We start from the raw sequence: 16,087 nt of genomic DNA, 5'->3' as shown, positions 1-16,087 counted from the left end.
TTATTCTCCTTTTAACTGTAATAAATTTTTTAATTTTAAAACATAATATTTATTTTTTAATCTTTTTAATTCTAATAAAAAATCTATAGTTAAACCAATTGTTTGATTTGCTTGTAATATAGTAATTTGTTTATGTAATTCTTTTAACTGTTCTTGATATTCTTTCCTACGATTTGTTTTAACTAAAAAGTTTTGTTTTGAAAAAGTATTAATTACAATATGATTATTTTTAACCATAATGTTTACATTATTTACAAATAAATATTTTTCTTGATTATTAGATAAATCTAGGATCTTTAATAACATAATTTCATAACCTAAAATAGAATTATTAGTTAATGAAATTCATTCATTTTCTTCATCAGCATTAAAATAAACAATTGCTTTATTAAAATTAATAGTTTGCTTATTTTCAATAAAATTAATTTCAACACTAAAAGCCATTATTGATCTCTCCTGATTAAAAATCTTTTATTATTACTTGTTAGTAAAACAATTTCTTCAATTTCTTTTTCACGTTTAATTCTAATAATCTTTTTATTTAACTTTTTAACTTCTTCATCTACTTCATTAATAGTTTTATTAGTTTTAATCAATTCATTTTTAGTTTTATAAAATGATGATTCAACTAATAAAGATTGAATTGAATTTTCTATAAAGTTATCAATTTGAGTTTGAATATAATTATCAATATCTGGAAAGATTTTAAATTCTTTAATATTTGTTAAGTCGAATTTATTTTCAGTTTCACTTAAACTATTTACATTAAATTTAGTTAATGGAAGAATAGTAAAATTGTTATCTTTATTTTTATTAGAATTAATTACAAAATGTAAGCTTTGATAGTTATATTGAGAAAATAAAAATTTTACAATTAAAGTTAAAATTCAAGAAAGTTTTGAAATAGCTTGCTTTTGATCAACATTATAAATTACATTTAACTTATTTTGACTACAAAACTCTTTAGCACGATCTCCAATAGTAATAAAATCAGCACTACTTTTTTTAATGTTATTTAAAATATGTTTTTCATATCTTGAATAAGAATCTGTTGAATATTTTTGCTCTTCAGTAACATAAATTCATAATTCTTTTGGTTGAGAAATAAAATCTTTTAATTTATTAATTAGTTTATTTTTACTAATTTTTATCTCACTAATCAAATTATTTTTGATTTTATATTCATTTTGTAGTAATGAAATAATGTTTTGATTTCACAAAGCATTTTTAACATAATAATTTAATAAAGCGTTTTGTTTAATCATATCTATTAATAAAATGTTTTTTTCATTACTTAGTCTTTGTTGAATAGTTTTTAAGTTGTTTAACTTGGTTTCTACTTTTTTTAAATCCATATTAACCTCTAGTTAAAACTTTAGTTTTATCAAATACTATTTTTAAATGATCTGTGTTTTTTGATTTAAATAAAATAACATTTGGAAAAATTTCAACACAAAAACCTTGTTTAATTAGTGAAATAAAGTAGTTATTATAAATAGTTAAAAACTTTTGATATTGTTCATTATTACTTGTTTTTAAATTAATTGCTTCAGTATTACTACTTTCAGTTTCACTTAACATTGGTACTAATAAATCACTACTAATTTTTAAATTAACATTAAAAGTAATTACAAAATCATTTAAAACAATATCAAAATGATTTTTAAAAGCTAGTAAATAAGAGTTTTCAAATTCTTTATAAATTTTTGAATCAAATCCGATTTGATTTTCTAATAATACTGTTGCTAGTAGTTTTTGATAATCAATGTAATTATTAGCATTAACTATTTTTTCATATAAATCAAAAACCATAAAAGATTGATCGCTAGTTTGTTTGTTTTTGTGTTTCATGATTTAGCTCCTTTTTAAAAGTTTTAGAAATTTTAATACTTGTAATTAACATATAAGTTAATGGATAAATTACATTAATAATTTGAAATGCTACTATAAAAATACTTATAATTTGTAATAAATTAGCTTTTAAAGGAATAATAAATAAATTTTTATTATTATGTGATAGTAATATTTGATTAAATCCAAATACTAAACTTATTATAAAAATCATTATTACATTTAAAGTAATTAATAAGTAATTATAATAGTTGTTAAATCTTGATGATTTAATATGTCAATAATAACTAATAGCAACTAAAACAATAGTAATTAATAAGTTAATCATACTTACAGTTGTATTTGTTGTTAAAAAACTAGCAACCATAAATACAGTTCAAATAATAAAATGAAAAATAGTTAAATAACTGATTTTAATTAAAGGACTATTTAATCTATTTTTAAATTGTTTAAATCATAAATAAACAATAGTAATAATAATGTTTAATAAAGAAAATAATAAATATAAATATTCTAAGTTATCATTTTTTACAAATACTTCATGAGTTGATGGTATTTTTAAAAACACTAAACTTATTAATCAAATAAATACAACAATTACTCCAGTTAAATAAAAATTCAAATTATCTCTAATAATTTCAAAATTAAATTGCTTATAAACTATTTTTAAAATAGTATAAATATTTAATCCAATAAACAATAAACCAATAAATATAAAACTAGTAATAATAATTAAAAAGTTTAAAAAGCTTTTAATTCCAAATAAATTTAGTACATACTCATAAAACTTATTATTAGCTAGCATTTCATAAGCTTCTCCACCTTGATTTATTCAAACTAGAAAAATAGCTAAAACTAAACTAACTAAAATTGTTCTACTAATTAAATCAACAATTAAACTTCATTTGTTTTGATATACTAATGGGTTTAATTTTTTTCTTGTTTTATATTTAAATAACACATAAGAAATATCTATTAATAATAAACCGATTAAACTATAAATTAGATTAATTATATTTTGTGCTTCTAATGGTGAGTAAGTAAAAAATAATATAAATGCAGAAATACTAGTTATTAAATATAAACTAAATCAAATCGTGTATTGTTTTAAATATGGTTTGTTTGGTTCTATATTTATATAAGCTTTTTTTAATCCATAAAAATATAAAAATCCTAATAAACAAATTCTAAAAAGTACTACTCAGTTATATTGTTCAAATGCTGGTTGAGAAAAATTAAATAGAAATTGGTATGAATTTTCTATATTTTTATTAAAGATTGAATAATTTGATAAAAATAGTAACAATGACATTGATACAAAAAAGAATGAAAGAACAATAGTTTTATAAATAGATACTATTTTATTCTTTTTTGTTTCTAAAATTAAGTTTGAACCATCATCATAAAATTTTTGTTGTTCAACTTTTAAAGAAATCATTTATTTTGTCTCCTTGAAATAGATGAAAAGTATATTTATCAGATTACTTTTCTTTATCATTTTTAAATTGAAATTCAGTCGGAACATCCTTTTGTTCAAATCCTTTATCAAATAATGCACTTTTTTTACCCTTATACATAGAATTCATAACTTCTCTATATGACTTACCTTCAGCTTGGTCTTTTCCTCCACCATAAATTAAATCATATTGCCCTAATTTATAATTACCAAATAAATTATTATAGTCATAACCATTAGATCTAAACGCTACAGCTAATCCTGTTCTTGCTGTTTCATTTGACGCGTGATATGTGGCTAATAGCTTATTATCTTTTGTTCTAACACTAGAACCAGAAGCCCCACCAGCTGGTGCGTAAAATCTTGGTAATATTTCTAAACCATAGTTAAAGTATTTCTTTGATTGTCCATTATTTTTTTCATTTAATGTATATAGCTTTTTACCAACTCTATGTGCTGCTAAAAAAGCATCAGTTAGTCCTGGTTTATCAATAAATGAACGGTAACCAATTTGATATGAAAAGAAGTTTCCCTTTTTAGTTTCATAATCTTTAAATGAACTAGTTGATCCTTCCTTATTAATTAGTTTATTATAGAATTTGTACTCACTATTAATTCATAATGAAAAATCATATTTTTTATTTTTTAGCTGTTTTTCATCTTCATATCTATCTAAATAAAAATCTTTATAGGCTGTAGGATAACCGACTATAAATAAACTATCTAGATCATTATATTTTTTCAATTCTTCTTCTTTATTAGGATTAAAATCAAGTGGTCTATCAAACTTTTCATAATTTTCTTTTTCTAACAATGAATCTGAAACAAATTTAATTTTTTGCCCACTTTTAGCATAATCATTGGTTATTTTACTAATTAATTTATCTTGTTCTTTTTCATATGTATTTGATATATCATTAGAAGAACTTCATACAGAATGTGAATATTTACTTGTATTTAAAAGCTTTTTAAAATCAACTTCAACAACAGCAAAATCAGCAAATATTCCGACATCACTATATTTAGTTTTTTGGTCATCTTGCAACAATTTTACAGGACTACTATCTTCTTTTATAAAATCAGTAGCATGAAAAATTGCAGTAACAGCATCTTCAAGTTTATTATTATTGATTGGAGAAAATGTAAATTTTGTAAAATTGCTATCATGTCCATTTAAACCAAAAGTTTGTCCTACTTTAACATCTGAATTTATTCTTGTTAAAGAAAATGAAACCATCCCATCTTTAATCCCTTTAGCAACGTGTGAGTTTGTTCCAAAATAGAATTTGGTTGGGCTTTTATCATCATCTTCATTTAAGTAATCCATTATTCACATAGTTCCAGATTCAGAAGTTTGAAAAATCTTTTCTTCTTTTTTCTTTTTATATTTTTCAATTTCTTCTTCTTGTCATTTTTTAAGACTTTGTTTATCCATACCTGATATTTTAGCTACATTTTTTTGATATTCTTCTTCAATTTTTTTTCTCTTTTCTTTAAGATTAGACAATATGGTAGTTCGATCATCTTGAGTTTCTAAAATTTGTTTATCTATTTGAGAAACTTCATCCTCATAATTTAGCCTTAATTGTGTTAACTGTTCTGAAATATAACTTTGAATTTCTTGTTCATTTCAAGAATCAAATAATTTTATATTATCTTCTGCTTCTTCTATTTCTTTTTCATAATCCTTATAGATAGTAAAGTTGGTTTGAAAAGTTTGAATAGCTGCTGTTTTATACATATCATTAGGTAATGTTCTAGCTAAACCAACAGTTCTAGCTTTTTCATTTCTACCAAGAGAATCCAACTCTGAAGGACCTTTTCCTACTTCTTGACCATCATTAATTTGTAAACCTTTAACATTTCCATCTTCACCATATACAGGTAAAGTAAATCCCTTCAAAGCAGCGTTATAATAAGTGTCGAAATTACTATTTTTAGCTTGATCATCAAATTTTTTAATATGTTCTTGCTTAGTATTTAGACCTCTATATTTTTTTAAATCTATTGAACCCGAACTATCGCCAAATTGTCTCTTTAATCTAGTCATATATCTTTCATTATCATAATCAAATCTTTGTTTTTGGTTTTTTTTAGCATATTGATCGTAACCGTCAGATCCACCGAAGTATGCTAAATCATCAACTACTCTATTTCCAGAAGCATCGAAGTTACCTTTTTGATTTAATCCTTTAATAATAAAATTTATAGATCTAGTTGTATCTGTTTTAAGATTTTTAAATTGAACAAATATTGTAGCTTCATTTTGTACTGCAAAAGGGTTTGTTCTATCAACATCTACATTTGTAACTACTGCACTAATCTGACCTTTATATTGACCTTTAAAAGTTATACTTATATCTTCATTTTTTAGTTGTGAAGGTATAATGTCCTCTCTTTTAGTTTCTACACCACTAGGATTTTTAAATTTAATATCAGCATATTTTAAAAGATCATTTTCAGTTTTTATATAATCAATAAGTTTATTAAACTCATCATCATTAATTGCTTTAGGAACTACTTTAGAAGGAGTACAAGCAACTAATAAAGTTAAAGGTAATGCTAAAGTTGTTGAAGATAATAATACTAATAATTTATTCAATCTCTTCATAGGTTGTATATTCCTTTTTTTGATTATGTAAACGATCTATCAGAAGCAGTTGAAACTTTATAACCTCAACCTTCTAATTGTTTTTTTAGTTCATCAGATCCGCTTGGTATTTGAATTTGTTTTCCTGAATTTCTAAGTGATTCATTATATTCCAAGTATTTATCTAAGTTTTTTCTTCCTTCATCAGATAATAGAGTTTTTCCAGAAATTCTTATACTTGTTGTGTTATTTCCATTACTAAAATGAATTTTTGGTTTTTCAGGATTTCCTTCTCCAGTTGATAAATGTTGTAAGTTAGCTTCATTTAATTCATCAGAAGAAATTTCAAAGTAAGATTCATTATTATATAAGGTTAATTCAGTAATTTTTCTTGGTTCATTTGAAGTATCTAAATCATCATCAAATCTTAGTCCTTTTAATGATTTAATACCTATAACTCTAGAAAAGTCTAAACCTGTTGGGTAACTATTTTGTCCTAATTTTTTATCAGGCTCTAATCCAGGTCCATGTCCACCTTGGAAGAATGGTTCATTATTTCTTGCATAATAAACCATTCTTAATCCATCATTGATTCTTTCATAACTACCATTTTTAAAGTCTTCTTGATCAAATGCTAAAGTGTTAAAAGTAATTCTAGTTGTAATTTTGTCATAACTAGAATATTGAGCGCTTACATTATAATCTATTGTATTAATTCAAGTTGTATTTCTTAAAGCTAATGGATTATATGATCAAGCTTTTTTTAATGAATTTCCACTAGTGTATAATGATAATTCTTTAATATTTTTATTTTCTAAAGCAATTAAACTAGCTGTATTTGTTGCTTTATCTGAGAAGAACAATTCTAATTGTTGAATGTTTTTTGGAAGTGCAGCTAATATATCTTTAAATGCTTGATCTGAGTTTTTCTCACCCATATTTTTTATTCTATAAGAAGTGATTTGTTCACCATCTTTTTGAAGTTTTTCTATTAATTCTTTAGATCTTCTATAAGCTTCATCATTTGAAACATCTAAATCTAATACTAGTCCTGAGTTAAGTTTACCTTTTGTTGGGTTTGGATTTATTCTTTCTAATTTACTAAATCTAATTCCATCACTTGCTTTGAAATTATACTTTTTAGCATACTCATCACTAATGTCTTTTTTAACTCAACCTGGATAAGTTCCATTTGCTATTTTATCTGATGATCTATTATAGTATTCATCATAATCAAAGACTCTATATTCAGAATTATCTCTTCTTAATCTTGAAGTTACAGTATTATATTCATCTGGTGGTCCTCAACCATTAGAATCAATTTCACCAGCTTCGTTAATAAACGCACTTCTTGGAGAGATTGTTAATCCTTTTTCTAAATATTTTTCTGAAGTTGATGCTATTTTTGTGAATTTAGACTGATCTAAATTAGCAATTAATCAAATATATTCTTGATTTTTAGTTTGAAATTTAGATTTTAGTTTTGGATATTCTTTTTGTGCTTCAGATTTTAAGAAATTTATAACATTTGGTGAATCTAACAATTTTTTATAACGTTCTAAAGTATTTTGAAAAGCACCAGAGTTTTGACGTGCTACTGATTCAAGAGTGCTTAAAATATCATTTAATTCTTTACCAGAATTAAATTCTTTTTTAAGTACATTAAAAATACTATTGTTAAATAATCCTGCACCTTTATCATAACCCTCACCACCATTTAAAGCGTCTTTAGCAACTTGTTCTTTTAGTTTATCAGTTACTTTAACACTAAGTATTTTATTAACAGTGTGGTTTTGATATGGTTTTGTTGGATTTGATATTTTTCTGTCTTTATCTCTTTGATGAGTTATAAATCCTGGTGGTCCTTCAATTTCGGCTTCAACTTCAATTCCAGCAATTATAATAGTTTGTTTTCTTCTAGTTATTTTTGGTGAAGTTATTTTTGTTTCAGGCTTTCTCACTACTGGTTTTGGTATTGGTTTTGCCGCTTCTATTTTTTCTTCTTTTTTAGCAGGTGGTATTATTATTTTTTCTTCAATTTTCTTTTCGGTTTCTTTGATGATTTTTTCTTCACTTGGTTTTAATTTATTATCTCTATTTGAAACTATTGCATCATTAATTGCATTATTAATTGGAGCTAGTTCAGCATCAGTTATTCCATTCGAAGATGTATCAAAGGAAATATGATTATCAGAAAATGAATAATAAAAAACAGAACCAAATGAAACAGAAGCAGCTAAGCTAGCTACTAAAGTTATTGTTAAAATTTTATTTTTTTTCTTTTTTAAAAAATACATAATTTCTCTCCCCAGAAATAGAATTATTAATTGTATGTAATTTGACTAATTATAAAGTCACTTAAAGGTATTGTAAATAGACAATTTTTATTATTTTTATATCTTATTTTAAGCAAATTTACACAAAGGCAATATTTAACAATTAAATAATAAAGTATTTTTTCTTATTTTTGAACAAATAAATTTAAAATTGTCATTTAATAGTAAATGTAGTTAAAAAATCCTTTAGATATAATCTAAAAGATATTATTTGTTTATTTATTAATATTTATTTTATTTGGCTTGTGTTTTGAATTTAAATTCGTCAGGTACATCATCAAAGCCTTTTGAGAATAAGGCGCTTTTAGCATTGCTATATTTAGATTTCATTACTTCTCTATATGATTTTTCTTTTTGTTGGTCTTTTCCACCACCATAAATCAAGTCATATTGACCTAAATTATATTTACCAAATAAACCTTTGTAATCATAACCATTGGATCTAAATGTTGCAGCTAACCCAGTTTTTGCAATATTATTAGCTGCATGATATATAGCTAATAATTTATTATCTTTTGTTCTAACACTAGATCCACTAGCCCCACCAGCTGGTGCATAAAATCTTGGTAATATTTCTAAACCATAGTTAAAGTATTTCTTTGATTGTCCATTATTTTTTTCATTTAGTGTATATAGCTTTTTACCAACTCTATGTACTGCTAAAAATCCATCAGTTAATCCTGGTTTATCAATAAATGATCTATATCCAATTTGATATGATAAGAAATTTCCTTTTTCTAATTCATCTTTACTAAATGAACTAGTATAACCTTCTTTATTAGCAAGTTTTTTATAATATTTAGATTCACTATTTACTCATAATGAAAAATCATATTTTTTAGTACTTAATTGGGTATGATCTTCATATTGATCTAAATAATAATCTTCATTTGCTGTTGGATAACCAACTATGTATAGACTTTCTAATTTTTTATATTCTTCTAATTCACTAGAATTGTTCTTATCAAAATCTAATTTTCTGTCATATTTATCATAATAAGTTTTATCTAGCAATGAATCAGAAACAAATTGAACTTTTTTAGAATTATTACCTGCATAATCATTAGTAATCTTAGAAATCAATTCATTTTGTTTATTTTCATAACCAGAAGTTATATCTCTAGATTCAGTTCAAACTGTATGAGTATATTCACTATCATTTAATAGCTTTGAAAAATCGACTTCAATAACAGCAAAATCTGCAAATATTCCAGCATCTTTATATTTTTCTTTTTGCTTATCTTCAAGCATTTTTAATGGATTTGATTCCTCTTTTATAAAATCAGTTGCATGAAAAATTGTAGTAATTGCATCAGTTATTTTTTTACTATTTTTTGGAGTAAATACAAATTTAGTAAAGTTTTTATCATAACCATTTAAATTAAATGTTTGACCAACACTAATATTTGAATTTAATCTAGTTAATGATACTGATAATAAATCATCTTTAAGTGCTTTAGCAACGTGAGAATTTGTTCCAAAATAGAACTTAGTTGGATTTTTGCCACCATTTTCAGTTAAATAATCCATTATTCACATTGTTCCTGATTCAGAAGCTTGAAATTGCTTTAATTCTTTTTTCTTTTTATATTCTTGAATTTGTTCTTGTTGTCATTTAACTAAACCATCTTTGCCTAATTTAGATATCTCATCTTTATCTTTTTTATATTTTGACTCCAATTCATTTTTTTGTTTTTGAAGATTATCTATTATACCTGTATTTTCTCTATTAGTAGTTGCTATTTGTTTATCTATTTGTCCAGATTCATCTTCAAAATTCAATTTTAACTGTTTTAGTTGAATATCGATGTAATTTTCAATTTGCTTATCATCTCATGATTCAAATAATTTTATATTATCTTCAGCTTCTTCAATTTCAGCAGCATAATCTTTATGAGCTGTAAAACTTACTTGAAAAGTTTGAATAGCAGCAGTTTTATATGTTTCATTTGGAATGGTTCTAGCTAAACCATTAGTTTTAAATCTATCTCTTCCTAATGAATCAACTGTTGAAGGACCTTTATTTATTTCAGGACCATCATTAATTTGTAAACCATTAACTTCACCTTTATCATTATAAACTGGTAAAGTAAATCCTTTTAAAGCAGCGTTATAATAAGTATCAAAATTACTTTCATTAGCTTTTTGATCAAACTTATTGATATGTTCTTTGCTAGTTTCTAAATCTCTATATGTTTTTAAATTAATAGGTTTTTTATCAGGACTAATTTGACCTTCTAATGAATTTATATATTTTTCATTATCATATTTAAATCTATCTTTTTGGCTTTTATTAGAATATGAATCAAACCCACCAGCACCATCAAAATAACTTATAGTATTAACAGAACTATTTCTAAAAGGATCAACAACACCTTTTTTATTTAATCCAGTAACTACAAAGTTTATAGATTTAGTTTTGCCTGTTTTATTATTTTTAAATTCAACATAAAGTCTCACACTACTTGAAGATCCATTATTATTTAGATCATTATTTATAGTTGTAACTTCTGCACGAATTTGACCTTTATAATTACCTTTAAATGTAATTTCAACTTGGCTTTTTTCTAACTGACTAGGTATGACATCACCTTTATTAATATAAGAACCTCTAGAATCTTTAAACTTAAGATCAGCATATTTTAAAAGATCTTCTTCAGATTTAATAGAATCAACTACTTTTAAAAATTCATTATCATCAATAGATTTTGGTGCTGATTTTGTTGAAGTACAAGCAACTAATAAAGTTAAAGGCAGTGCTAAAGTTGTTGAAGATAATAATACTAGTAATTTATTCACACGTTTCATAAAATATTACTTCCTTTTATTATGTAAATTCTCTTCCATTAGATACATTTACATTAAATCCTCATTGTCTTAATTGGTTTTGTAATTCAGTAGCTCCAGATTCAACTTTAACTATGCGTGGTCTTCCTTTAAAACTTTCACCATATTCAAAGTATTTTCTTAGATATTCTCTACCTTTATCAGTAATTGTACCTTGTCCAGTTATTTTAATGCTTGTTGTTTCATTACCATTACTAAAGTAAATTTTTGGTTTTTCAAGATTTCCTTCACCAGTTGATAAATGTTCTAAGTTTGCATTATTTAATTCTTCAACTGATATATTAAATGCTGAATCAGTATTATATAAAGTTAATTCTGTAATTTTTCTTGATCTATTTGATGAATTATATTCATCATCAAATCTTAATCCTCTTAATGATCTAATTTTTGGTATTCTTGTAAAATCTAGTCCAGTTGGATAACTATTTTCTCCTAATGATTTATCAGGACTAAGTCCTGGACCAAATCCTCCTTGGAAGAATGGTTCATTGTTTCTAGCATAATAAACCATTCTTAAACCATCATTAATTCGGTCATATTTACCATCTTGAAAGTCTTTTTCATCAAATGCTAATGTGTTAAAAGTAATTCTAGTTGTAATTTTTGCATATTTAGAATATTCAGCACTCACATTATAATCAATTGTATTTATTCAAGTAGTATTTCTTAAAGCTAATGGATTATATGATCATGATCTTCTTAAAGAATTACCATTTGTGTATAAAGATAATTCTTTAATTTTTTTATTTTCTAAAGCAATTAAACTGGCTGTATTTGTTGCTTTATCTGAAAAGAATAATTCTAATTGTGGAATTTCATCAGGAAGTTCAGAAAGAATATCTATAAAGTTTTGAGATGAATTAACTTCACCCATATTTTTAATTCGATATGAGATAATTTTTTGATTTTTTTCTTTAAACTTTTTAATCAATTCTTTAGTTTTACCATAAGCATAATCTTGAGAAGCATCAATTTCTAAAACTAAACCAGAATTAATTTTATCTTTAGCATTAGTATGTTTATCTCTTGTTAATTCACTAATTGTAATTCCTTTTCCTGTTTCAAAACCATATGTGGATATATAATTACTAGTTACATCTTTTTTAGTTCATCCAGGATAATTTCCACTTTCAATAGAATCAGAAGGTCTATTATAATATTGGTCATAATCGAAAACTCTATATGTAGAATTATCTTTTTGTAATCTTGAAGTTACAGTATTGTATTCAGCTGGTGGTCCTCAACTATTTGAATCAATTTCACCATTTTCATTAATAAAAGCGCTTCTTGGTGAAATTGTTAAACCTTCTTTTAGATATTTTTCAGAAGTTGAAGCTATTTTTGTGAATTTATTTTTATCTAAATTAGCAATTAATCAAATGTATCTTTGTGTGTTAGTTTTAAACTGAGATTTTAATTGTTCATATTTTTCTTTAGCTCCAGGTTTTAAGAAATTTACAACATTTGATGAGTCTAATAATCTTTTATATCGTTCTAAAGTATTCTTATAAACTTCAGAATTTTGATTAGCAACAGCTTCAAGACTTTCTAAACTTTTATTTAAATCAGTTGTTTTTGATAACTCTTGATCATATACATTAAATAAGCTGTTATTAAATAATGCAGCACCACTGTCATAACCTCCACTTGAACCTGTTAATGAATCATTTATAACACTATTTCTCAATTCATCAGTTACTTTAATGTTAAGTATTTTATCAACTGTGTGATTTTGATAAGGTCTGGTAGGATTTGCAATTTTTCTAGTTACATCTTCACTGTGAACATGAAAAGCTGGAGAACCTTCAATTTCTGCTTCAACTTCAACACCATTTATATAAATTTTTGTTGAAAATCTACTAGATCTAGGTTTAGATCCACTATTTGGTCTTATAATCTCTGGTTTTGTTTCTGGTTTTGCAGCATCTATTTTTTCATCTTTTTTAACTGTAGGAATAACTAATTTTTCAATATTTTTATCAGTTTCTTTAATAATTTTTTCAGTACTTGGCTTTAATTTATTATCTCGATTTGAAATTATTGCATCATTTGTTGCATTATTAATTGGAGCTAATTCAGCATCAGTTATTCCATTTGAAGAAGTTTCAAAAGAAATATTAGCATCTGAAATAGAATAATAAATTACTGATCCAAATGATAAAGAAGTAGCTAAACTAGCTACTAATGCCATTGCTAAAATTTTGCTTTTCTTCTTTTTTAAAATATGCACAATATCTTCTCCTTAAATAAAAAAATAAGTTCTTAATAATCAATATTAATAATACCATCATAAAAAAAATTATTGTCAGGAAGATACAAATCTAATATAAGCTAATAAATTTTATATAGTTATTTAAAATAAATATTTTGCAATTATTAGTAAAAAATCCTTTAGTTTTTACTAAAGGAGTATTAGAATTATACATTATTTTTATTATTTCTAAATTGAAATTCAGTAGGTATTTTATCAAAACCTTCTTTTAATAGAGCACTTTTTTTATCTGGATATTTTTTCTTCATAACTTCTCTATATGACTTACCATCAATTTGATCTTTTCCACCACCGTAAATTAAATCATATTGACCTAAATTATATTTACCAAATAACTTATTATAATCTTTACCATAAGATCTAAATACAGCCGCTAATCCGGTTTTTGCTGAATTATTTGCTGCATGAAATACTGCAATTAATTTATTATCTTTTGTTCTTACACTAGATCCAGAAGCTCCTCCAGATGGAGCATAAAATCTTGGTAATATTTCTAATCCATAGTTAAAATATTTTTTAGTTTTACCATTATCATTTAAAGTATATAATTTCTTACCGATTCTATAAACTGCTAAAAATGCATCAGTTAATCCAGGTTTATCTATAAACGATCTATACCCTATTTGATATGAAAAGAAATTACCTTTATCTGTTTCATATTCTTTAAATGAAGGTGGGGTTCCTTCTTTTTTAACTAGATTTTTATAATATTTAGATTCACTGTTTACTCATAAGGAATAATCATATTCTCTACTTTGTAATTGTTTATAATCTTCATATTTATCTAAATAATAATCTTCAACTGCTATTGGATAACCTACAATATAAAGACTATCTAGATTTTTATATTCTTCTACTTCTTTGTTTATTTTTGGATTAAAATCTAGTTTTCTATCAAATTTTTTATATTTATTCTCATCTAACAATGATTCAGATTCAAATTGAATCTTTTTATCACTTGTAAAGTAATTATTAGTTATTAAACTAACTAATTTATTTGTGTCTTTATCATACTTATTAGACACTTCATTTGATTCGTTCCAAATTGAAAATTTATAATTCGAATTATTTAAAAGCTTTTTAAAATCTATTTCAATAACAGCAAAATCTGCAAATATTCCAGCATCTTTATATTTTTCTTTTTGAGTTTGTTCTAAAAAGCTAAGCGGATTTGCATCATCTTTTATAAAATCAGTAGCGTGAAAAATAGTTGAAACTGCATCATTTAATTTAGTTCCATTATCATTCTTTTCAAAAGCAAATTTAGTAAAGTTTCTATCAAAACCATTTAAATTAAATGTTTGACCAACACTTATATCTGAATTAAGTCTTGTTAAAGAAAATGAAACTAAATTATCTTTTATAGCTTTAGCAACGTGTGAATTTGTTCCAAAATAAAACTTGGTTGGGTTACCATTGCTTTCTTCAAGATAATCCATTATTCACATCGTCCCAGATTCAGATGATCTAAGTGTTGTTTGATTTTTTTTACTTTGATACTCTTCTATTTCCTTTTTTTGTCAAGCTATTAAACCATTTTTATCTAATTTATTAAATTTTTCAAAATCTTCTTTATACTTAATTTCTATTTCAGCTTTTTGCTTATTAAGAGTACTTATTATACCTTCTCTATCCTTAGGTGTTTCTCTTAATTGTTTTTCTATTTCTCTAGTATCATCTTTAAAATTTAGCTCTAATTGATGCAACTGTGTATTAACATAATTTTTAACTTGTTCTTCAGTTCAGGAATTAAACAATTCAATATATTCTTGAGCTTGTTCTATTTCTTCACTATAATCTTTTCACCAATTAAAAGTTACTTGAAAAGTTTGAATAGCAGCAGTTTTGTATGTTTCATTTGGTATAGTTCTAGCTAATCCATTAGTTTTAAATGGATCTCTTCCTAAAGAATCAACTGAAGAAGGTCCTTTAATTACTTCAGGAGCATCATTAATTTGTAAACCTGTTACATTTCCTTTATCATCATAAACTGGTAAAGTAAATCCTTTTAATGCAGCATTATAATAAGTATCAAAATTATTTTCTTTAGCTAATTTATCAAATTTGTCTTTATTTTCTTGCTTGGTATCTAAATTTCTATATGCTTTTAAATCAATAGAATAACCATTTCCAACTTGACGTTCTAATAAACTAATATATTTTTTATTATCAAATTCAAATCTTTCTTTTTGACTTTTTTGAGTATATAAAGCATATCCAGCTTCTCCACCAAAATAATCAAGATCACTATGAACGATACTATGACCAGAAGCATCTACTGTATTTTTTCTATTTAGACCAGTAACTTTAAAATTAACAGATTTAGTTTTACCTGTTTTATTATTTTTAAATTCAACATAAAGTGTAGCTTCATTTATACTTGCAAACCCATTAGATCTATTAGTAATTACATTTACAATCTCTGACCCAATTTGATTTTTATATTTATCCTTAAATATTATTTCTATTTGATTTTTTTCTAACTGTGTAGGTATCACATCAGCCTTACTAATATAAGAACCTCTAGAATTTTTAAATTTAATATTAGCATATTTTAAAAGATCATCTTCAGATTTAATTGAATTAATTAATTCAAAAAACTCTTTATCATCAATAGGCTTACTAATTATCTTTTTATTAGCTGGAGTACAAGAAACTAATAATGTTAAAGGTAGAGATAAGCTTAAAGAAGATATTAATATTAATAGTTTATTTAATCTTGTCATAATTTATAT

Annotated in this window: 9 protein-coding genes; all 9 read right to left on the bottom strand. The window is 24.2% G+C overall.

The window, feature by feature from the left end:
- Positions 1 to 444, bottom strand: coding sequence for an MSC_0621 family F1-like ATPase epsilon subunit (locus V2P32_RS02075; protein ID WP_434343883.1), 444 nt, complete (start codon positions 442 to 444; stop codon positions 1 to 3).
- Positions 444 to 1,355, bottom strand: a complete 912-nt coding sequence (locus V2P32_RS02070; protein ID WP_434343882.1) for an MSC_0622 family F1-like ATPase gamma subunit — start codon at positions 1,353 to 1,355, stop codon at positions 444 to 446. Before V2P32_RS02070 ends, V2P32_RS02075 begins: the two co-directional genes overlap by 1 nt.
- Position 1,356: 1 nt before the next feature.
- Complete coding sequence (locus V2P32_RS02065; protein ID WP_434343881.1) at positions 1,357 to 1,851, bottom strand: DUF2714 domain-containing protein; 495 nt, start codon at positions 1,849 to 1,851, stop codon at positions 1,357 to 1,359.
- Positions 1,826 to 3,289, bottom strand: a complete 1,464-nt coding sequence (locus V2P32_RS02060) for an MSC_0624 family F1-like ATPase-associated membrane protein (RefSeq protein ID WP_434343880.1) — start codon at positions 3,287 to 3,289, stop codon at positions 1,826 to 1,828. Before V2P32_RS02060 ends, V2P32_RS02065 begins: the two co-directional genes overlap by 26 nt.
- Before the next feature lie 43 nt (positions 3,290 to 3,332).
- Positions 3,333 to 5,918, bottom strand: coding sequence for an Ig-specific serine endopeptidase MIP (gene mip, locus V2P32_RS02055; protein WP_434343879.1), 2,586 nt, complete (start codon positions 5,916 to 5,918; stop codon positions 3,333 to 3,335).
- Between the two features lie 23 nt (positions 5,919 to 5,941).
- Complete coding sequence (locus tag V2P32_RS02050; protein ID WP_434343878.1) at positions 5,942 to 8,194, bottom strand: putative immunoglobulin-blocking virulence protein; 2,253 nt, start codon at positions 8,192 to 8,194, stop codon at positions 5,942 to 5,944.
- Positions 8,195 to 8,467: 273 nt separating this feature from the next.
- Positions 8,468 to 11,041, bottom strand: coding sequence for an Ig-specific serine endopeptidase MIP (gene mip / locus V2P32_RS02045; protein ID WP_434343877.1), 2,574 nt, complete (start codon positions 11,039 to 11,041; stop codon positions 8,468 to 8,470).
- A gap of 19 nt (positions 11,042 to 11,060) precedes the next feature.
- Positions 11,061 to 13,310 carry a putative immunoglobulin-blocking virulence protein gene (locus V2P32_RS02040; RefSeq protein WP_434343876.1) on the bottom strand — a complete coding sequence of 750 codons (2,250 nt, stop codon included), beginning with the start codon at positions 13,308 to 13,310 and terminating at the stop codon, positions 11,061 to 11,063.
- Positions 13,311 to 13,498: 188 nt separating this feature from the next.
- On the bottom strand, positions 13,499 to 16,078 hold the full coding sequence (mip, locus tag V2P32_RS02035) for an Ig-specific serine endopeptidase MIP (protein ID WP_434343875.1): 2,580 nt from the start codon (positions 16,076 to 16,078) through the stop codon (positions 13,499 to 13,501).
- Between the last annotated feature and the right edge of the window lie 9 nt (positions 16,079 to 16,087).

Origin of the sequence: Mycoplasma sp. 06067-C1-B144P-99-0482-3 (assembly GCF_051053925.1) — a bacterium.
GTDB classification, from domain to species: domain Bacteria; phylum Bacillota_I; class Bacilli_A; order Mycoplasmatales; family Mycoplasmataceae; genus Mycoplasma; species Mycoplasma leachii.
Note: the sequence above shows the minus strand (reverse complement) of the source record. Positions and strands in the feature narration are given on the sequence as shown.